The organism is Actinoplanes regularis (genome assembly GCF_900188005.1).
GTDB lineage: Bacteria > Actinomycetota > Actinomycetes > Mycobacteriales > Micromonosporaceae > Actinoplanes > Actinoplanes regularis.
Genome location: NZ_FZNR01000008.1, coordinates 41,074 through 61,967, shown reverse-complemented (window position 1 = coordinate 61,967; position 20,894 = coordinate 41,074). Strand labels below are relative to the sequence as shown.

13 protein-coding genes and 1 pseudogene are annotated in these 20,894 nt (G+C 72.0%); 8 read left to right on the top strand and 6 right to left on the bottom strand.

Going from position 1 to position 20,894, the window contains the following annotated elements; genetic code table 11:
- Positions 1–111: 111 nt before the first annotated feature.
- From CHC09_RS21700 to CHC09_RS21690, 3 genes are all read right to left on the bottom strand, one after another.
- Positions 112–2,115, bottom strand: a complete 2,004-nt coding sequence (locus CHC09_RS21700) for an ATP-binding protein (RefSeq protein WP_089295011.1) — start codon at positions 2,113–2,115, stop codon at positions 112–114.
- Positions 2,116–2,126: 11 nt separating this feature from the next.
- Positions 2,127–3,497, bottom strand: a complete 1,371-nt coding sequence (locus CHC09_RS21695) for a carboxyl transferase domain-containing protein (RefSeq protein ID WP_089295010.1) — start codon at positions 3,495–3,497, stop codon at positions 2,127–2,129.
- 214 nt (positions 3,498–3,711) lie between these two features.
- Positions 3,712–4,389, bottom strand: a complete 678-nt coding sequence (locus CHC09_RS21690; RefSeq protein WP_014447921.1) for a Crp/Fnr family transcriptional regulator — start codon at positions 4,387–4,389, stop codon at positions 3,712–3,714.
- 205 nt (positions 4,390–4,594) lie between these two features.
- Here CHC09_RS21690 and CHC09_RS21685 point away from each other — a divergent pair, with 205 nt between their 5' ends.
- From CHC09_RS21685 to CHC09_RS21665, 5 genes and pseudogenes are all read left to right on the top strand, one after another.
- Entirely contained in the window at positions 4,595–5,776 is a 1,182-nt protein-coding gene (locus tag CHC09_RS21685; RefSeq protein ID WP_089295009.1) for a CapA family protein, read from the top strand.
- A 92-nt stretch (positions 5,777–5,868) separates the two neighbouring features.
- A pseudogene (gene nth / locus CHC09_RS21680) lies at positions 5,869–6,636 on the top strand (endonuclease III); the annotation flags it as partial.
- Positions 6,637–6,839: 203 nt separating this feature from the next.
- Positions 6,840–7,382: a TlpA family protein disulfide reductase gene (locus CHC09_RS21675; protein WP_239138418.1), complete on the top strand. Its 543-nt coding sequence runs from the start codon at positions 6,840–6,842 to the stop codon at positions 7,380–7,382.
- A complete protein-coding gene (locus tag CHC09_RS21670) occupies positions 7,379–8,104 on the top strand; it encodes an NUDIX hydrolase (RefSeq protein WP_089295007.1) in 726 nt (241 codons plus the stop codon). The genes CHC09_RS21675 and CHC09_RS21670 overlap by 4 nt, the downstream gene beginning before the upstream one ends.
- Positions 8,105–8,131: 27 nt before the next feature.
- Positions 8,132–9,310 carry a MarP family serine protease gene (locus CHC09_RS21665; RefSeq protein WP_089295006.1) on the top strand — a complete coding sequence of 393 codons (1,179 nt, stop codon included), beginning with the start codon at positions 8,132–8,134 and terminating at the stop codon, positions 9,308–9,310.
- A 621-nt stretch (positions 9,311–9,931) separates the two neighbouring features.
- On the opposite strand, the gene mycP is transcribed toward CHC09_RS21665, so the two are convergent.
- Positions 9,932–11,461 (bottom strand): type VII secretion-associated serine protease mycosin, encoded by a 1,530-nt coding sequence (mycP, locus tag CHC09_RS21660; RefSeq protein WP_089295005.1) that lies wholly within the window; start codon positions 11,459–11,461, stop codon positions 9,932–9,934.
- Between the two features lie 78 nt (positions 11,462–11,539).
- Positions 11,540–15,454, bottom strand: a complete 3,915-nt coding sequence (eccCa, locus tag CHC09_RS21655) for a type VII secretion protein EccCa (RefSeq protein WP_089295004.1) — start codon at positions 15,452–15,454, stop codon at positions 11,540–11,542.
- Between the two features lie 155 nt (positions 15,455–15,609).
- Between eccCa and eccD the strand changes: the two genes are divergently transcribed.
- The gene (gene eccD, locus CHC09_RS21650; protein ID WP_089295003.1) at positions 15,610–17,025 is read left to right on the top strand and encodes a type VII secretion integral membrane protein EccD; all 1,416 of its coding nucleotides are present in this window, start codon (positions 15,610–15,612) and stop codon (positions 17,023–17,025) included.
- A 66-nt stretch (positions 17,026–17,091) separates the two neighbouring features.
- Here eccD and CHC09_RS21645 read toward each other — a convergent pair whose 3' ends face one another.
- Positions 17,092–17,595 (bottom strand): inorganic diphosphatase, encoded by a 504-nt coding sequence (locus tag CHC09_RS21645; protein ID WP_089295002.1) that lies wholly within the window; start codon positions 17,593–17,595, stop codon positions 17,092–17,094.
- Positions 17,596–18,263: 668 nt separating this feature from the next.
- Between CHC09_RS21645 and dacB the strand changes: the two genes are divergently transcribed.
- Together dacB and CHC09_RS21635 are read left to right on the top strand one after the other, a co-directional pair.
- Positions 18,264–19,787, top strand: a complete 1,524-nt coding sequence (gene dacB / locus CHC09_RS21640) for a D-alanyl-D-alanine carboxypeptidase/D-alanyl-D-alanine endopeptidase (protein WP_239138419.1) — start codon at positions 18,264–18,266, stop codon at positions 19,785–19,787.
- 48 nt (positions 19,788–19,835) lie between these two features.
- Positions 19,836–20,894 carry a zinc-dependent metalloprotease gene (locus CHC09_RS21635; RefSeq protein WP_089295000.1) on the top strand — a complete coding sequence of 353 codons (1,059 nt, stop codon included), beginning with the start codon at positions 19,836–19,838 and terminating at the stop codon, positions 20,892–20,894.

The window sequence follows — 20,894 nt, the reverse complement described above, 5'->3', positions numbered from 1 at the left end:
CCGCGCCGCCGGGTTCAGGAGCGGGCCGGGCGCCGCGCGAGATCGGCACGCAAGCTCGGCCGAGAGGCCCTCGCACGGGGCCCCATCGGTCGTACCGGATAAGGATTTTGATTACTCCGGGTCCAGGATCGCGAGGAGTTCGCCGGTGTCGACCTCGGCGCCGGGATGGACCGGGAGGGATGACACCACGCCGGCCGACGGGGCGTGGACCGGGTGCTCGAGCTTCATCGCCTCCAGCGTGAGCAGCAGTTCCCCGGCCCGGACCCGCTGACCCGGGACCACCAGGACCCGCCGGACCGCGCCCGGCAAGGGGGCGATCAGCGAGCTCTCCGCGGCCTCCGGAGCCGGCAACGGGAAACGCGATATCTCACGCAGCGTTACCGATCCCTCGGGACTGTCCACGTACGAGACGTCACCGACGCGGTGCACCAGGACCGCCAGGCGGATGCCCTGGACGTTGAGCACCACCCGGTCCCGGCTCGCCGAGACGACCACGATCGGCGGATGCTCGTCGACCGGCGCCTGCCCCAGCCCGGCCAGGTCCAGCTCCTCGGGGTCGACCGGGCGGACCCACCAGCCGGCCAGCTCGTCGTGCCGGTTCATCCGGTAACCGACCTCGACCGGGCCGGTCGGGCCGTCGTAGACCGCGGTCTGCGAGCCGGAGGGGACGTTGCGCCAGCCGGACGGCAGCGTGCTCAGCACCGGCGCGCCGGCTCGCCGGTCGGCGGCGCCGGCCAGCGCCGACGCCAGGCAGGAGAGCCGGACCGCGTCCACCGAGGAGAGCAGCGGGGCGAAGACCTCGGGGTGCCGGTCGAGGAAGCCGGTGTCGATGTCGCCGGACCGGAACGAGTGGTGCCGCAGCGTGCGGACCAGCAGATCCCGGTTGGTGACCACGCCGTGCAGCTGGGCCCGGGCCAGCGCGGAGGCCAGCATCCGGGCCGCCTCCTGCCGCGACGGCGCCCAGGCGACCAGCTTGGCCAGCGTCGGGTCGTGGTGCGCCCCGGTCACCGAACCGTCCGCGACGCCGGAGTCCAGGCGCAGGCCGGGCTGCGGCAGCGGGCGGAACGAACCGGCCACGTCCGGCACCGCGAACCGGTGCAGGGTGCCCGACGAGGGGAGCCAGGCGTACGCCGGATCCTCCGCGCAGATGCGGACCTCGATGGCGTGCCCGCGGATCGGCGGCGGGCCGGGCATCGGCAGGCTGCCACCCTCGGCGACCAGCAGCTGCAACCGGACCAGGTCGTAACCGGAGGTGCACTCGGTGACCGCGTGGTCGGTCTGCAGGGTCGGGGTGAGCTCCAGGAACCAGAAGTCGCCGTCCGCGTCGAGCAGGAACTCGACCGCGCCGGCGCCGACGAAGCCGAGCGCCCGCACCGCGACGATGGCCGCCCGGCACAGGTCCTCGCGCAGCGCGGCGTCGACCGCCGGCGACGGGGTCTCCTCGACGATCTTCTGGTACCGGCGCTGCACCGAGCACTCGCGCTCGCCGAACGGCACCACCGCGCCCATCGCGTCGGCCAGGATCGGCACCTCGACGTGCCGGACGTTGGGCAGGTACGGCTCGCAGAAGACGTCACCGTCCACCTCGCGCCGGGCCGACGCGACCGCCTCGGCCAGCGTCGAGGCGTCCCGGACGACCCGCATGCCGGCGCCCCCGATACCCGCGTCCGGTTTGATCAGCACCGGGAAACCGACCACCGTCTCCGGGTCGGTGAAGGTCGGCAGCACCGGCACCTTCGCCTCGGAGACCAGCTTCTTCGTCTCGCTCTTGCGGTGCAGGGTGCGCAGCGTCGCGGCCGGCGGACCGACCCAGATCATCCCCGCGTCGGTGACCGCGGCGGCGAACTCCGGGTCCTCGGCGAGCACCCCGTTGCCCGGGTGCACAGCGTTCGCGCCGGCCCGCTTGGCGGCCGCGATCAGCGCGTGCTGCTCCAGGTACGTCGTGGCGATCGTGCTGCCTTCCAGGTGGACGGCATAGTCGGCCTCGTTGACGTGCGGGGCGTCGGTGTCGACGTCCGAGTAGACGGCGACCGTTTCGATGCCGACCAGGCGGCAGGTGGCGAACACCCGGCGGGCGATCTCACCACGGTCCGCCACCAAGAGTCGTCGGATCACTGGTCTACCTTTCAAGGTCGGAACACGCCGACGTGTTCTGCACCAGCCACGGCGGCGCTGTGCACTGCGGAGAGGCAGAGGCCGAGGACCGTACGGGTGTCGCGGGGGTCGATGACGCCGTCGTCGGCCGCGGCGGGCTCCGCCGAGGGACGCGGCCAGCTGAACTGGAAACGGGGCTGGTCGGCGCGGTCGGGACTGCCGCCGGGCTCCGGTCCGATGGTGAGGACCAGGTGCGGAACGGTGGACTTGGCGACGGCGTGCACCAGCGGGGCGTCGTGGCGCACGTCGGCGTCATCACTCTTCTTGATCTCTCCAGGGTGTCGCAGGAACAGCACCGGTGTGGCGGTGGCGTTGGCCAGTTGCAGGAAGTGCACGGCCTTCTGCGACTCGGCCGGGGAGAGCCAGATGCCGGGGCTGGCCAGCACACCGACCGGGTAGCCGTGCAGCTCGCCCCAGCCGGCCACGAGCACGCTGCCCTGGCCCGGCTTGAACTCGTCGAAGTCGGAGTCGTCCAGGATCCGGGCCAGCACCTCCCGCGGGTCGAAGCCGGCCGGACCGGCCGCGGCGAGGCTGACCAGCGCCTCGGTGTCGTAACGGGGCTCCTTCGGGCGGGTGTTCCGGGGCGACGGGCCCTGCTTGCGCCAGTTGAAGCGGCGTACGCACTGGCGGGCCAGGCGCAGGCCGTCCCGCTCGTCCTCGGCGAGCTGGTCGGCGGGCCCGGGCGGTCCGGCCGGCACCACCGGGGTGGCGCGCACCTCGACACCGGTGCGCTGCGGGTGGATGGTCAGCATCTTGGCGTGCCCGCGCACCACGATCGTGTAGTCCGAGAGCGCCGGGAGGTACGCCGCGTCCCCGCTGGTGGTGCCGAAGACCACGCACACGGTCGGCACCCGGTCGGCGGTGAGCCGGCTCAGCTCGCGGGCGATGCTCCCGGCCGGGGCCGCCTCGCCGGACGACTCCACCAGGTTGACCAGCGGCAGCCGGTTCTCCGAGGCGATCCGGGCGGCCCTGCGGATCTTGGCGGCGGTGTACGGGTTGACCGCGCCCCCGTCCACGGTCGGGTCGTTGGCGATCACCACGCATTCGACGCCCTCGACCACGCCGATCCCGGTGACCACGCTGGCGCCGACCGGGAACTCCGAGCCGAGGGCCGCTACCGGGGACAGCTCCAGGAACGGGCTGTCCTGGTCGAGCAGCATCTCGATACGTTCCCGGGGCAGCAGCTTGCCGCGCGCGTGGTGCCGGGTCACCCACTTCTCGCCGCCGCCGGCGCGCGCCTCGTCGAGGGCGGCCTCCAACTCGGCGAGCCACTGCATGGTGGCGCCGCGACCCTCCAGGTATGCGGGGTCGCGGGGATCCAGCGTGGTGCCGAGCAAGGTCACGACGGCACCCCGATGCCCGCTACGCGCCTACCTGCGTTCAATGCCGCGCCCTTCCCTGTCCCGCCAGTGCCTCTCGGCCACCTCCGTAACGAGTGGCTGTGCGGGCGCGACACGGATCCGGGCTTCGAGGCCCGGTCACCGGGAAGAGTGGATCAAGCACGTTTGAGGGGCTGTCCCGCAGGACAGCCCCTCAACGACGTAGTGCGGTGGAGGGTCAGACGCGAGCGCGCCGGGCGAGCCGCTCCGGATCGAGGATGATGACGCTCTTGCCGTCCAGCCGCAGCCAGGCGCGGGAGGCGAAGTCGGCGAGCGCCTTGTTCACCGTTTCGCGGGACGCGCCGACCAGCTGGGCCAGCTCCTCCTGGGTGAGGTCGTGCGTGACGCGCAGGACGCCGCCGTCCCGGGTACCGAACCGGCCGGCCATCTGCAGCAGGTTCTTCGCGACCCGGCCGGGCACGTCGGTGAAGATCAGGTCGGCCAGCGCGTCGTTGGTGCGCCGCAGCCGCCGGGCCAGCACTCGCAGCAGCTGCTCGGCGATCTCGGGCCGGTTGTTCAGCCACGGACGCAGCGACGACTTCTTCAGCCGGGCGAGCCGGCTGTCGGTCACCGCGGTCGCCGTCGCCGTGCGCGGGCCTGGGTCGAAGAGGGAGAGCTCGCCCAGCATGTCGGACGGACCCATGATGGAGACGAGGTTCTGCCGTCCGTCCGCCGCCCGGCGACCGAGCTTGATCTTCCCGGACAGAACGATATACAGGCTGTCGCCGGCCTCGCCCTCGTTGAAGACCACGTCGCCCTTGCGGACTTCGATCGTGTCCATCTCCTTGGCGAGCGCCTCTGCGGCTTCCGGGTCAACGCCCTGGAAGATTCCGCTGCGCGCCAGTACCTCATCCATCGCCGCACCTCCGAAACGCGCAACGTCTGCGCTCGATCAGTCTAGGCGCACGCGGGCGGGAAACGGGCGGCCACCCCTTGATCCAGATACTGGACGGTAACCAGATTCGCCGAGACCGGTGGTGACAATTCGACGGTCCGGGCATATCGGGACGGCACTTTCGTCGGTCGCCCCCGCTTGCCAGGCGACGGTATCGTCCCCGTCGATGAATTCGCATCCCCAGTCTCACCGAGAGAGCGGTTCGGGTCGTTCCGCCCTCATTGTCGCCCTTGTCCTCGTCGCGGTCGCGGGTACAGCCCTCGGTGGGGTCGCCATGGCCAATCGGGGGAGCGACGACCACGACCCGGTCTGGGTCTCCGCCAGCGCCGCGGCGGTCCCGGGCAAGAGCACGTCGGCCCGGGTGGAGTCGGTCGCTGTCGAATCGGTGACACTCTCGGCCACCGGGGACATCATGATGTCCAGCGCGCCGAACGGGTTGCCGCCGAAGAACGGTGCCGGCTTCTTCGACGGTGTCCGCAAGAGCCTCGCTTCCGATCTGGTGATGGGCAACCTGGAACAGCCGCTCACCGAGGACACCGGCGTCTCCAAATGCGGCAGCCCGGCAGCGAGCAAGTGCTTCGCGTTCCGTTCCCCGCCGTCCTACGCCAAGCACCTCAAGGACGGCGGCTTCCAGCTGCTCAACACGGCCAACAACCACGCCAAGGACTTCGGCGCGGCCGGCTACCGCAACACGATCGAAGCCCTCAAGGGCGCCGGGCTCGAATACACCGGCGAGCAAGACAAGATCACTACCCTGGAAATCAAGGGCGTCAAGGTCGCGGTGATCGGCTTCTCGCCGTACTCCGGCGCCAACAACCTGAACGACCTCGAGCACGCCCGCGAGATCGTGAAGCGGGCCGAGGCGGAGGCCGACCTGGTCGTGGTGCAGGCACACATGGGCGCCGAGGGCGTGACGAAGAACCACGTCAAGCCGGGCAACGAGATTCTCGGCAGCGAGAACCGGGGCGACCCGATCAAATTCAGCCATACGGTGATCGACGCCGGTGCCGACCTGGTCATCGGGCATGGGCCGCACGTGCTGCGGGGCATGGAGTTCTACAAGGGCAAGCTGATCGCGTACAGCCTGGGGAACTTCGCCGGCGGCGGGCACACGCTCAGCAAGGACGGCAATCTGAAGTACGCGGGAATCCTGCGCGTGACCCTCAACAAGGACGGGTCGTACGTGGGTGGCGAATTCGTCTCCACCTATCTCAACGGCGACGGGCTGCCCACCCGCGACACCGCGAACGAGCGCGGTCGCGGGTTGATCACCGACCTGACCGCCGCGGACTTCCCGGAGACCGGGGCGTCGATCGGTGACGACGGGGCGATCAAGCCCGCCGCGTGACCGGTGAGTCCCGCCGAGCGACGTATTCTTTACCGGTGACCCGCCCACGCACCGCGCCCGCCGACCCGGGGACCGCCGTGCTGGCGCGGTCGATGAAGCGGTTCCGGGGCGAGACGCCGATCGGGCGGAAACGACGGGCCCGGAAGATGGCCCGGCTGCTCGCCGAGACGCATCCGGACGCGCACTGCGAACTGGACTTCACCACGCCGCTCGAGCTGGCCGTGGCGACCATCCTCTCGGCGCAGACGACCGACGTCCGCGTCAATCAGGTGACCCCGCTGCTCTTCCAGAAGTATCGCTCGGCCGCCGACTATGCCGCGGCCGACCGCGCCACGATGGAGGAGATCCTCCGGCCCACCGGCTTCTTCCGGGCCAAGACCAACTCGTTGATCCGGCTCGGCCAGGTCCTCGAGGAGAAGTACGACGGCGAGCTGCCCCGCAAGCTGGTCGAGTTGGTCGCGCTGCCCGGGATCGGGCGCAAGACGGCCAACGTGATCCTCGGTAACGCCTTCGACGTGCCCGGCATCACCGTCGACACCCACTTCCGGCGGCTCACCAATCGCTTCGGCTGGGTCGACGAGCAGGACGAGGTCAAGATCGAGTTTCTGGTCGCCGACCTGATCGAGAAGCGCGACTGGACGATGCTGTCGCATCAGGTGATCTTCCACGGGCGGCGGGTGTGCCACGCGCGCAAGCCGGCCTGCGGGGCGTGCACGCTGACCGCGCTCTGTCCGTCGTACGGGACCGGGCCGACCGAGGCCGCGCCGGCGGCGAAGCTCCTCAAGGGACCTCGGGCTCGCGAGCTGGCGGCCGCCGCCGGGGTCGACCCCGACCTGGTGCCGGCCGGGGCTGTGCTCGCTCCTGAAGAGCCACTCGCGGGCTCGGCGGACGACTCGCTTGCCGGCTCGGAGGACTCGCTTGCCGGCTCGGAGGACTCGCTTGCCGGCTCGGAGAACTCGCTCGTCGGCACGGATGACTCGCTTGCCGGCTCGGAGAACTCGCTCGTCGGCTCGGACGACTCGCTCGTCGGCTCAGAGAATTCGCTCGTCGACTCGGAGGGATTGTGAGGTTGGGCCGGATTCTGCCGGTCGTGGCGGCCGCGGTATTGCTCACCGGATGCACCGCCACCCCCACCGAACCCGAGCCTCCATCGCCGTTCGCGGCCTGTGCCGCCCAGCCGGGCGGCGGTACCGAACTCCCGGACGTCTCGCTCGCCTGCTTCACCGGCGACGGCCAGATCCGTCTCGCTGACCTGCGCGGTCCCGCCGTGATCAACATCTGGGCGTCCTACTGCGGACCCTGCCGGCAGGAACTGCCGGTCATCCAGCGGCTCGCCGACGCCACCGCGGGCCGGCTGACCGTGCTGGGAGTGGACACCAACGACACCCGGACCGCGGCGGCCTCGTTCGGGGCCGACCACGGGGTCAGCATGCCGACACTGTTCGACCCGGACCGCAAGCTGGTCACCGCGCTCGGCGTGGTCAGCCTGCCCAGCACGGTCTTCGTCGACGCCGCCGGAAAGATGTACGTGCACCGGTATCCGATGGACGCCGCCGACCTGACCGAGCAGGTGCGGGAACACACCGGCCTCGAGGTCCGGCTATGAGTCACGGCGTGCTGCTGAACCGGCCGGCGGATCTTCCGTCCTGGTTCGAGCCGCTGCTGACCCGGGCCGCCACCTGCCGGGCGGAGGACTTCAGCGTGCTGCGCCCGCCGACCGGCGGCGGGCGATCCAGCGCGGTGCTGGTGCTGCTCGGCGAGAGCCCGCCGTCCGCCGAGACCCCGGGCGGCCCCGACCTGCTGATCCTTCAGCGGGCCGCGACCATGCGCAACCACGCCGGCCAGCCGGCCTTCCCCGGCGGCGCCACCGACCCGGAGGACGCCGACGCGGTGGCGACCGCGCTGCGCGAGGCCGACGAGGAGGTCGGCCTGGACCCGCCCAGCGCCGAGGCGCTGGCCCTGCTGCCCGAGCTGTGGATCCCGGTCAGCCGGTTCTCGGTCACCCCGGTGCTGGCCTGGTGGCGGCACCCGCATCCGGTCCGCCCGCGGCAGCACCAAGAGGTCGCCCATGTGGCACGTTTGCCGATAAGTGAACTCGTCGACCCCGCGAACCGTATCCGGGTGCGACACCCGAGCGGCTGGACCGGTCCGGCATTCCAGGTGCGCGGAATGTTCGTCTGGGGTTTCACAGCGGGGGTGATCTCGGTTTTGCTCGACATGGCGGGCTGGGCGCTCCCCTGGGAGCCGGGTCGCATCGTGGATCTGCCCGTCGCCGCGGCGCCGGTACCCGCGGCGCGTGGCGGCGCGCCCGACGAGGTGGTGCCGTGACGTGCGCCTGACTTCTATGTTGAGTGAGTGCCCGTGGTCGATGTTCTCCTGATCGTGCTGATGCTGCTGTTCGCGATCAGCGGCTACCGTCAGGGCTTTGTGATCGGCGCGCTGTCGCTCGGCGGCTTCTTCAGCGGTGTCCTGATCGGGCTGCAACTCGGCCCGCTGCTGGCCAAGCAGTTCGCTGACGGAACAGTCCGCATGATCGTCGCGCTCGCCGTGATCCTCGCCCTGGCCGTGCTCGGGCAGACGCTGGCCGGCTGGCTCGGCACCAGCCTGCGTCATGCCATCTTCAACCGGCCGCTGCAACATCTCGACGACGCCGGCGGCGCGGTCGTGTCGGTGGTCGCGGTCCTGATGGCGGCCTGGCTGGTCGCCGTGCCGATGGGTTCCACCCCGTTCCCGGCGATCAACAAGGCGGTGCGCAGCAGCGCGATCCTCGGCGGCATCAACGGTCTGATGCCGGAGCAGGCGCAGGCGCTCTCCTCGGCGCTGCGGGAGACTCTGGACACCAACGGCTTCCCGGACGTCTTCGGCGGCCTCTCCCGGACCCAGGCCAAGGAGGTCGCCGAGCCGGACCCCGCGTTGCGGAACTCGAAGGTCGTGCAGACCTCGAAGCAGGCCGTGCTCAAGGTGCTCGGCGCGGCGCCGAGCTGTTCCCGGCGGATCGAGGGGACGGGCTTCGTCTACGCGGACGAGCGGGTGATGACCAACGCGCACGTGGTGGCCGGCACCCGGGACGTGGTGGTGGAGACGTCCCGCGGGCAGCTGGAGGGCACGGTCGTCGTCTACGACCCGAAACGTGACCTCGCGGTGCTGCGGGTCCCGGGTCTGAAGGCTCAGGCTCTGTCGTTCGTCGCGAAGCAGGCGACGTCCGGGGCGAGCGCGATCGTGCTGGGCTATCCGCAGGACGGGCCGTACAACGCGCAGTCCGCCCGGGTCCGCGACGTCGGCGACATCACCGGACCGGACATCTACGAGTCGGGCGACGTCACCCGCGAGATCTACACGATCAAATCCCTGGTCCGCAGCGGCAACTCCGGCGGCCCGCTGATCACCCCGAACGGCGAGATCCTCGGCGTCATCTTCGCCGCCGCGGCCGATGACAAGAACGTCGGCTTCGCCCTGACCGCGGCCGAGGCCGCCCCGATTGCGAAGCTGGGCCGGGAGAGCACCCGCGGCGTCAAGACCGGCGAGTGCGCCTGACCCTCCACTTCCCACGCCGACCCTGAGCAGGCATGTTCCTCCTCATCCCGCGGCCCTGAGCAGGTCTTTTGCTCAGCACGCGTGGTCGGCGCTGACTTCACAGCCCAAGCCGCTCTTCGAACGCGAGTGGCCCCGGACCGGTGTCACGCCGGCGTAGGGGCCGTGACATGAAGCCGGGGCCGTCCAGTCGTGCGGATCGACCGTCTCGACGGGAGGATCCGAGCCGGTGGCGGTTCAGCCTGCGGTGCGCGAAGGCGGGGCATCTCGCGCGGTCTGCGAGCCGGTGGTGGCGAGGCTGGATGGGTCGGCTTGCGGTGCGCGGAGGCGGGTCGTCTTGCAGGGTCTGCGAGCCGGTGGTGGCGAGGCCGGATGGGTCGGCCTGCGGTGCGCGGAGGCAGGTCGTCTTGCAGGGTCTGCGAGCCGGTGGTGGTGAAGCTGGATGGGTCGGCCTGCGGTGCGCGGAGGCGGGTTGTCTTGCGCGCGGTCTGCGAGCCGGTGATGGCGAGGCCGGATGGTCAGCCTGCGGTGCGCGGAGGCGGGCCGTTTCGCATGGACCGCGAGCCGGTGGTAGGGCTTCAGCCTGCGGTGTGCGGAGCTGGGCCGTCGCGAGCCGGTGGGGCCTCAGCCCGCGGTGCGGGCGAAGCGGCGGATGGTGACGGCGCCGACCAGCGCTGAAGTCACGAAGAGGGCGATCGCGATCAGACGGCCGCGTTGCGTGCCGTCGGGTCGGGCGGTCTCCGGGGCGGCCAGGCCGCCGGCATTCGTACCCGGTGCCGCGGCGGTCGTCTGCGGGCCGGCGTCGTCGCTCGGGGCGGACTGGGCCTCGCCCGGCGCCGGTGCACTGCCGAACCGTGCCACCCCGGCCGGCGGAGTGTTGTCCAGCGGGTTGCTCACCACCACCGGCACGCTGGCGGTGAGCGCCCCGGTCGGATCGATCAGGCCGAAGCCGAAGACGTTGTCCCGGCCCGGTGCGCCGCGATCCTTGGCGGTCCGGATGATCCGGTTGATCACCTCGGCGGCGGGCATGTCCGGCCAGCGGGATCGGATCAGCGCCGCGGTGGCGGCCACCATCGGAGCGGCGAAGCTGGTGCCCTGCACCCGCCAGTAGCCGCCGGGCTTGGCCCCGACCAGTTCGGTGGCGGGCGCGGTGACCACGGTCTCCTTGCCGGTGATCGAGCCGGACCAGAGATCGGTGCTGTTGCGTTCCATGCCGGCGACCGCGATCACGCCGGGCTCGCGAGCCGGGTACCAGACTCCTGGGGTGCCGGTGCCGGTGTAGGTGGCGCTGACGTTGCCGGTGCAGGCGATCACCACCACGTCCTTGGCGAACGCGTAGTCCAGGGCGGCGGCCAGCGCCGGGCTGTTCGCACTGCCACCGAGCGACATGTTGACCACCCGGGCGCCGTGGTCGACCGCCCAGCGCAGGCCTTTCGCCACGATCAGGGCGTCGTCGTACCGGTTCTGCTCGTTCAGCACCCGAACCGGAAGGATCTTGGCTTTCGGGGCGATGCCGACCACGCCGGTGTTGTCGTCGTTGCGGCCGGCGATGATGCCGGACACCGTGGTGCCGTGACCGACCGGGTCGGTGTCGCCATTGCCCTTGGTGTTCACCAGGTCCAGCCCGGGCAGCACCTGACCCTCCAGGTCGGGGTGGTGCGCGTCGACCCCGGAGTCGAGCACGGCGACCGTGATCCCGTTGCCGTCCGCATAGGTCCAGGCGTCGGTGAGGTCGAGAGTCTGCAACTGCCACTCGTCGGCCCGGACGTCGGTCGCGGCGCCCTGATCCACCAGCATGCTGCCGTCGATGACCTCGTCGGTCACGCCGGGCTCAGCCAGCACCGGCCCCCGCAGCGGCTCGGCGGCGAAGGCGACGGTGGTCGCGGCTTTCTGTGGCGACTCGGCGGCGAAGGTGAGGGTGGTCGCGGCCGTTTGTGGCGAGTCGGCGGCGAAGGCGACCGCGGCCGGGGCCTTCTGCGACGGCGCGGCGGCGAAGGCGGGCGCGGCCGCTGGGGCCAGCGCGAGGGATCCGGCCAGGGTCGCCGCTCCGAGGTGGCGTGCGCTCAGCACGAGACACCACCGAGGCGTGCACGACACCACGGCCGCTGGGGCCGGAAGGTTGCGCTCACTCTGGTCACGGGTCGGCGTCGCCATTCTGATGATTGTCAGTCGATGGGGGGAGATTACTCCGAAAGCATTGCGCGTTGCTGCGGTCCCGGGTCCCTAATCGCACTAGGAGTCTGTCCCGGGCTCGGTTTCCGGCTGAGCCAGCTGGATCAGGCGAATCCCCTCGCGCCGAGTGACCAGGCGACCACGTCCCGGAGGTAGTGGTTCGGGCCGGACGGTGCCGATCAGCGCACCCTCCTCGGATGGCCCGGACATCACCAGCCCGGGCGCGGACAGCTCCCGAAGCCGTTGGATGACCGGCTCGTAGAGGGCCCGGCCGGCACCGCCGGCGCGGCGGGTGAGCACCAGGTGCAGGCCGATGTCCCGGGCCTGCGGGAGATGTTCGAGCAGGGGCGTCAGCGGGTTGACCGGCCCGGCGGCCACCAGGTCGTAGTCGTCGACCAGGACGAACAGCTCCGGGCCGGTCCACCAGGAACGGTCCCGCAACTGCCTCGCGGTGACCTCGGGGCCGGGCAGGCGCTTCTCCATGTAGCCGGCCACCGATTGCATCAGGTCCAGGGTGGTCTGGGCCTGCATCCCGTACCCGATCCGGTGTTCGGTCTCCGGCAGGTCGATCAGGCTGCGGCGGTGGTCGACCAGGATGATCCGGGCCTGCTCCGGGGCGAACCGGCTGGTCACCGAGGTGGCCAGGGCCCGCAGGAACGACGACTTGCCGCACTCGGCGTCGCCGAGCAGCAGGAAGTGCGGGTCGGTCGCGAAGTCGATGGTCACCGGTTTCAGGTCGGCCTCGGCGAGGCCGATCGGCAGGCGCAGGCCCTCGCCCGCACCGGCGATCTCCGCCCACGCCACGGTCGGCGGCAGCAACCGCACCCGCGGCGCGAGCGGTCCGGACCACGCCGCGGCCACCGCTTTGACCAGCGCGGCGGTGTCGCCCAGCGAGCTGACCTCGGGCCGGGCCGTGAGCAGATGCAGCCACTGCCCCTTGACCGTCGGATGCTCGACCACACCGCGCCCGGGCTGTTGCTCCGGCACCGCCGCCGCGGCTCGCCGCCCGACGTGCGAATCGGACGTATCGCCGAGCCGCAGCTCCACCCGCGAGCCGAACTGGTCTCGCGCGGCCGGCCGGAAGTCCATCCAGCGGGACGCGCTGGCCACCAGATGGATGCCGTACGAGAGGCCGCGGTTCGCCAGGTCGGTCAGCACCGCCTCGAGCTCCTCGAAGTCGGTCCGCACCGTGGCCCAGCCGTCCACCACCAGGAACACGTCCGCCCCGCCCCGTGATCTCCGGAACTCGGCCATCGAATCCACCCCGAGCTCGGCGAACGTCCGCTCGCGCTCGGCCAGCAGGGTGACCATCTCGCCCACGGTGCGGCGCACGCCCTCCGCCTCCAGCCGCCCGAACACCCCACCCACGTGCGGCAGCCCGCGCAGCCCGCCGAGCGATCCGCCCCCGAAGTCCAGGCAGTACACCTGCGCCTCGGCCGGGGTGTGGGTCAGGGCCAGCCCACAGATCAGCGTGCGTAGCGCGGCCGACTTGCCGCTGAGCGTGCCGCCGACCACCGCCACATGCCCGGCCGCCCCGGCGAGCTGCAGCCAGAGCACATCGCGTAACTGCTCACGCGGCTTGTCCACCAGCGCGACCGGCACCTGCAGCGCCCCGTGCAGTGCCGGGTTGGCGCAGGCCAGGCCGCGCTCCCCGGCGACGACCGGCGGCCCGAGCAGGTCGTCCAGCGTGGCTGATCGGTCCAGCGGTGGCAGCCAGACCTGATGGGCCGGCGGGCCCTGCCCGGCCATCCGGTCGACGAGCACGCTGAGCAGGGTGGGCTCGTTCGGCGCGGGCTCCGCCGAGGGGAGTGGCGGGGGCGTGGCCGGCGTGGCCACCGCCCAGGTCGTGTAGGGCATCACCCGCGCCTCCGCCGGCCCGGCCGCCCCGCCGCTCCGGGCGCCGGCCCGGGGCGCCGGCCCGGACACGAAGGACCCCCGGAATCGGATCAGCGGCCCGTTGCCGAACTTCAGGTAGGCGTGCCCGGGCGCGCCCGGCAGGTCGGCCGCGTCCGGCACGCCGAGCACCACCCGTGACTCCATGCCGTTGAAGGTCTTCAGCCCGATCCGGTACGACAGATGGGTGTCCAGCCCGCGCAGCCGTCCCTCCTCCAATCGTTGGCTGGCCAGCAGCAGGTGCACGCCGAGCGATCGCCCCACCCGTCCGATCTGCAGAAACATGTCGATGAAGTCCGGCTTGTGCAGCAGCAGCTCGGCGAACTCGTCGACGATCACGAACAGCGACGGCAGCGGGGCCAGTGCCGCGCCCGCCGTCCGGGCCCGCTCGTAGTCCGGCAGCCCGGCGAAGTTGCCCGCCTTGCGCAGCAACTCCTGCCGCCGGACCAACTCGCCGTCGATCGCCTCCGCCATCCGGTCGACCAGGGGCAGCTCATCCTTCAGGTTGGTGATCAGCGCGGCGGTGTGCGGCAGCCGGTCCAGCGAGGCGAAGGTCGCCCCACCCTTGAAATCGATCAGCACGAAGTTCAGCGACTCCGAGGAGTGCGTGGCGGCCAGCGCGAGCACCAGGGTCCGCAGCAGCTCCGACTTGCCCGACCCGGTGGCGCCGATCAGCAGGCCGTGCGGGCCCATCCCGTCCTGTGCCGACTCCTTCAGGTCCAGCTCGACCGGCAGCCCCTCGGCGGTCACCCCGATCGGCACCCGCAACCGTTCCCGGGCCGCTCGTGGCCGCCACCCCTGGGCCGGACGGAAGCTCTCCGGGTCGTCGATGCCGAGCAGGCCGGTGAATCCGGTCTCGGCCGGCGGCGACGTCCCGTCCGGGTCGGTGACGCCGGCCAGGCGTAGCGGCGCCAACCGCCGGGCGATCGCCTCGGCCGCGGTCGCCGGCAACGAGTCCGCCCACCCGGCCTCGGTCTCGAGGTCCATCGTGGCGGTGTGCAGGGCGCCGTCCCGGTCCACCGCGAGCACCAGCGTGGCCCGGTCGAGCAGCCGGGGCGCCGGGGTGTCCAGGTCCAGCACGGTGACCCCGTCGAGATTGGCGTCGCCCGGGATCGGGTCGGCGCCGTCCTTGACGATCACCACGTGTGGTTCGTTGTGGCCCGCGACGCCGGGCTGGAAGCGGGGGCGGCCGCCGATCACGTCGTCGAGCAGTCGCTCCAGCTCGGGGCCGGAGCCGGCCACCAGCCGGAGTGGGCCGAGCAGGTCAACGCGCCGCGGGTGCAGGCAGTGCGGCAGCCATTTCACCGACTCCCACCCGGTCCGCTGCTCGGGGCCGGCGCAGACCGCGATCAGCAGGTCGTCCGGCGCGTGGAAGACCGCGAGTTGAAGGATCGCGGCGCGGACCAGGGCCCGGGCCGGCTCGCCGCCGCGCAGGTGGATCCGGGCGAATCCGCGCAGCGACACGGCGACCGGCAGGTCCGGCACGACCGAGTAGGCGTCCAGGAAGCGCCGCAGCGAGCCCGCGGTCATCGGCTCCAGCTCGTGCAGCGGCCGGGTGGCCGGTGGGAGCAGCGGAGTGGCCAGGGTCTGCGGCCCCAGCCCGACCCGCACCACGCCGAAGTCCGGATCGTCCGGCCGGCGCTCCCAGACGCGATGGCTGGACACCGTGGACCAGAGGCGGGACGGGTCGGGATGGCGGTAGAGCAGGCCGGCACGCTGCTGGTGGGCGGTCTCCCGGACTCGCCGGCGCAGACCGGCGAGATGCCGCAGGTACTCCCGTCGGGCGGCGGCCGCCTCGGCCCGGCGCGGCCCGGCGGCCGAGCCGAACGAGGTGGCCAGCATGGCGAGCGAGGAGACGCCGAAGAGACCACCGATGACGTACGCGTACGGACCGCTGCGGCCCTGGCCCATCATCATCGCCATGGCGACCGTGCCGCCGAGCATCGGCAGCAGCATCAGCGCCTGCTGCCACCGCCCGGTGAGCTGCTGCGGCATCTCCGGCGGCGGCTCGACCGGCAGGTCACCGACCGGGATCCGGGGAGCAGGCCGCCGCTCGGCCCGTTTGAACACCACGGTGCCCATCGCACGCCACCTCTCCGTCGCACACCGTGCCCCAACGGTCACGGGGCATCACGACGCGCCCATGCTAGGTAAAGTGCCGTCGATTCCGCAGCATCGATCTTCGTCGCTGTGGACAACCCGGGACGAGTCCCCTGTGGACAACTGAGAGGGGCCTGATGAACACCGGTCTGGCTCGCGTGACGATCAGTGCTCCACAGCGCCGGGTGGATGTGGCGCTGCCCGAGCAGGTGCCCCTCGCGGAGCTGCTGCCGGAGGTCCTCCGGCACGCCGGCGAGGATCTCGCCGACGCTGGTGAGCGGCACGGCGGGTGGGTGCTGCGCCGGGCGGACGGCGTCACGCTCGAGGTCGACCGGGGCCTGCATCCCCAGGGGGTACGCGACGGTGAGGTGCTGCACCTGCGTCCCGCCCACGACGACTGGCCGGAGCTGGAGTACGACGACGTCGTCGAGGCGGTGGCGGAGGGAGCCCGTCGGCGCGGTGGCGCCTGGACCCCGGCGACCACCCGGACGGCCGCCCTGATCGCGGCCGGGACCGCGTTCACCATCGGCCTGGTCGCCCTGGCCGCCGCCGATCTGCGAGGCGATGGCGCGGGCTGGGCCGGTCTCGGGCTGGCCGTCCTGCTCGCCCTCGCCGCGACGACCGCCTCCCGGGCGTACGGCGCGGCACCCGCCGGCGTGGTCCTCGGCGGCTTCGCGATGCCCTACGCGTTCGCCGGTGGGGCCGCCCTGGTCACCTCGGCCGGCCGGGACGGGGTGCTGCCCGGTCTGCGTTGGATCGGTGGCCCGGAACTGCTCGCCGGCTCGGTCGCGGTGCTGCTGGCGGCGGTCCTCTGCGGTGCCGGAGTGGCGACCGGCGCCAGGGTCTTCACGGCCGGGGCGACCGTCGGGGCGCTCGGCGCACCGGCCGCGCTCACCGGGCTGGCCGGCGGCCCGGAGGCCGGCGCGGCGGCGCTGTTCGCGCTGCTGGTCTGCGGGATCTCACTGTTCCCGGCGCTCGCCATCCGGCTGGGCCGCACACCGATGCCGCCGGTGACGTTGCCGGCCGATCCGGCTGACGGCCCGGCCGACGCGGCCCTGGAGGCGATCCGTCACCGTCCCGACCGGGAGGTGGTCTTCGCCGCGGTGCGCCGCACCGACGAGTCGCTGGCCGGCCTGCTGCTCGGCCACGCGGTGCTGGTGGCCGGGGCGGCGGCGGTGCTGGCCGTGACGAACACCCTGGCGGCCCGCATCCTGCTCGCGGCCGGCGCGATCGCGCTGCTGCTGCGCTCCCGGCTGTTCCGGTCCCGGCGGCAGCGGCTGCCGTTGGCCGCCGGCGGGCTGGCCGCCTTCGTGGCGTTCGGTGCCGATCTGCTCGGCGAGGTGGACACGGCCGCGCTGCCCGCGGTGGCCGTGGGATGCGCGCTGCTCGCCCTGGCGGTGGTGGCGGGCGGGCTGACCTGGTCGGACCGGTCGCCATCGCCCTATCTGAGCCGCGCCGCCGATCTGCTCGACGTGCTGGCCACGGTCTCGGTGATCCCGGTCGCCTGCGCGGTCGCCGGCCTCTACAGCGCGGTCAGCGGAATCGCCTTCTGACGACCGCACCTGCGAGGCCGGAGCCCCGCAGGTGCGGTCGTCAGCGGTACAGCGGGAAGCGAGCGGTCAGTGCTCGCCCTCTTCGCCCTCGGCCTCCTCGGCGCGCTTGAAGGACGCGCGGATCTCGGCTTCCGCCTCGACCCGGCCGACCCAGGTCGCGCCCTCGACGGACTTGCCCGGCTCCAGGTCCTTGTAGACGGTGAAGAAGTGCTGGATCTCCATCCGGTCGAACTCGCCCAGGTGGTGGATGTCCCGCAGGTGCTCCTGGCGCGGGTCCTCGTAGGGCACGCAGAGGACCTTGTCGTCACGGCCCTTCTCATCGGTCATCCGGTACATACCGATCGCGCGGGCCCGGACCAGGCAGCCGGGGAAGGTCGGCTCCTGGATCAGCACGAGAGCGTCCAGCGGGTCGCCGTCCTGGCCCAGGGTGCCCTCGATGTAGCCGTAGTCGGCGGGATACTGTGTCGCCGTGAAGAGGGTCCGGTCCAGCCGGATGCGACCGGTCTTGTGGTCCACCTCATACTTGTTGCGCTGCCCCTTGGGGATCTCAACCAGAACGTCGAAATCCATTATTCGCTCCCCTTTTGCTTTGCCCGCTTGATTAGGCCGGGCCGCCGGGCGGGGAAGCGGGGGGAATGGAAGCAGGCCCGCAGGATCCGCGCGCAACGGTGTGCCGGATGTCGCTAGTCTCCCCTAAGTCTGACGCCACGGGCGAGGAGGGGCGTGTGACGAGGCAAGATTCACAGAGCGGTCCGGACCACGACGGCGTGTCGGGCGGGGCGAATCACCCGGATGCTGGTAAACGGCAGCCCGGATGGCCGGGTGTGCCCCCGGTTCAGCCCCCACCGCCATCGGCCGTGAGTCCACCACCGGCGAATCCGGGCTGGCCCGGCCTCCCGGCTCCGACGCCGGACACACAGCCGACGGTGCCCATTCCGCAGGTGGTGCCGATCCCTCCGGCGACGTCGGCCCCTCCGGTGGCTCCCGTCGTGCCGGTGTCGCCGATCGCCCCGGTGGCTGCCAACCCCCCGGCCGGCGCCTACCCGCCGAGCGGCCCCCAACCGCTTCAGCCCGCCCCCCAACCGGCCCAGCCCACCCCTCGGCCCGGTGCGGGTGGCACGGCGGCGCCCGATGTGCCGTACGGCAAAGCGTCTGTGCCCTTGAACACCGCTCGCCCGGCGCCGTCCGCCTCCGTCCGGCCGTCCGCGGTTGCGAAGCCCGCGGTTGCGCAGCCCGCGGTGGTGAAGCCGGCGGTGGTGAAGCCGGCGGCCGAGGTGGAGCCGGAGACCGGCGGCGACGCCGATTCCGGAACAGGCGTCTTCTCCAGTACGAAGGTCGCCTCGATCGTCCTCGCCGTGGTGGTCCTGGTAGCCGTATTCGTGGTGGGCCTGGTGGAGCGCCCCGGCCCGATCGCCGGCTGGCTCGACGACTCGTCCACGCCCTCCCCCGAGGCCACCACGCCCGACCCCACGCCGACCCCGGTGCTCGCCGCGGTGAACGCCCAGGGCGCGGTACCGAACGCGGCGGCGGTCAAGGAAGCGCTGGATCCGCTGGTGAAGTCGTCGGCGCTGGGCTCGACGGTGCATGTCTCGGTGATGGATGTGGCCTCGGCCCAGGTGCTCTACTCCCAGAACGCGGACATTCCGACCACCCCCGCCTCGACCACCAAGCTGCTCACCGCGGCGACCGCGCTGGCCGCGCGCGGCCCGGCCTACCGGCTGGCCACCCGGGTAGTGGCCGGCGAGAACCCGGGTGAGGTGGTGATCATCGGGGGCGGCGACCCGACCCTGGCGATCAACGCGAAGGGACAGTTCCCCGGCGCGGCCCGGCTGGACCGGCTGGCCGCGCAGGTGAAGAAGGCGCTGGGGGACACCCCGGTCACCAAGGTGACGGTGGACATCTCCCTGTTCAGCGGGCCGGAGACGGCGACCGGCTGGTCCTCGGACGACATCTCGCCGGGCGGTCAGGTGTCCAAGATCCAGGCGCTGATGACGAACGCCGGCCGGATCACCCCCGTGCACAACGACTCCGGGGGCGACCCGCGCTTCTCCGATCCGGCGCTGGCCGCCGGACGGGCCTTCGCGAAGCAGCTCGGCGTGCCGTCGAGCAAGGTCAGCAAGGGCACGGCCCCAGCCGCCGACGCCGCGACCGGCGCCGCGGCCTCCGCCCCGGCCGCCGCGGTGACTCCCGGTCAGGAGCTGGGCCGGGTCGAGTCGCCGCCGCTGGTGCAGATCCTCGACTGGATGCTGCAGCAGAGTGACAACACCCTGGCCGAGGCGATGGCCCGGCAGGTCGCGGTGGCGGCCGGCGTCGAGGCCAGCTTCGACGGCGCCTCCGAGGCGATGATCAAGAAGCTGCGGGAGCTGGGCCTGCCCGGCGACGAGGCGAACCTGTACGACGGCAGCGGCCTCTCCCGGCACAACGGCATCAGCCCGACCCTGCTGGTGCAGACCCTGGCCCTGGCGGCCGGGGGCACCAGGCCGGAGCTCTCCGCGATGTTCAACGGCCTGCCGGTGGCCGGCTGGTCCGGCACGCTGCGGACCCGCTTCGTCACGCCCAGCGTGAACCAGAGCGCACAGGGCATCGTGCGGGCCAAGACCGGCACGCTGAGAGGGGTCAACACGCTGGCCGGGGTGCTGATCACCAAGGACGGACGGGTGCTCTCCTTCGCGATCATGGCGAGCTCGACCTCGGACCCGGGCAGCGCGAAGGCGGCGCTCGACAAGGTCGCCGCCCGGCTGGTCGCCTGCGGTTGTTCCTAGGGGATTCACCGGAGTGCGCTCTGGATTCGCGCGGGTATTGTCGGCTGCATGGCGCAGTTCGTTGACTGGGATCTGGCCGCCGCGACCGCGGGCGCGCTGTCCAAATCAGGCCCGGCGGTCTCCTACGACGACGCTGCCCGGGTGGTGTCCGAGCTACGGGAGCTGACCGAGGAGGCTGCCGGGCACGTCGCGGAGTACACGGGGCTCACCTCGCAGGTCGAGGTGTCCCCGGTGCGGGTGGTGGACCGCCGCGACTGGGCCAAGGTGAACATCGTCGGCCTCCAGCAGGTGATCAACCCGCTGGTCACGAAGCTCTCCGGGGACAAGCCGCCCGGCGCGTTCGCGGAGGCGATCGGCTCCCGGGTGACCGGTGTGCAGGCCGGCACCATCCTGGCCTACCTCTCCGGTCGGGTGCTGGGGCAATACGAGGTGTTCTCCGGCGACCCCGGCCAGCTGCTGCTGAACGCGCCGAACATCGTCGAGGTGGAACGCAAGATCGACGCGGATCCGCGGGACTTCCGGCTCTGGGTCTGCCTGCACGAGGTCACCCACCGCACCCAGTTCACCGCCGTCCCCTGGATGCGTGGCTACTTCCTGGGCGAGGTGCAGGCCTTCGTCGACGCCTCGCAGGGCGGCGAGCACATGCTGGAGCGGCTGCGCCGCGGGGTGGCCACCCTCTCCGACGCGCTACGCGACTCGGAGAGCCGGGTCTCGGTGCTGGACATCGTGCAGACTCCGGCGCAGAAAGCCGTGCTGGACCGGCTGACCGCGCTGATGACCTTGCTGGAAGGGCACGCCGAGTTCGTGATGGACGGGGTCGGCCCCGAGGTGATCCCGACCGTCGAGTCGATCCGGGCGAAGTTCAACCGCCGCCGCGAGGGCGGCAACCCCCTGGAGAAGGCGGTCCGCCGTTTGCTCGGCATCGAGGTCAAGATGCGGCAGTACGCGGAGGGTCGCAAGTTCGTGCACGGCGTCGTCGAGCGGGTCGGGATGGACGGCTTCAACAAGATCTTCGAGTCCCCGCTGACCCTGCCCTGGCTGGACGAGCTGGGCGACCCGGACGCCTGGGTGGCGCGGGTGCACGGCGCGCGCCCGGCGCTCGACTGA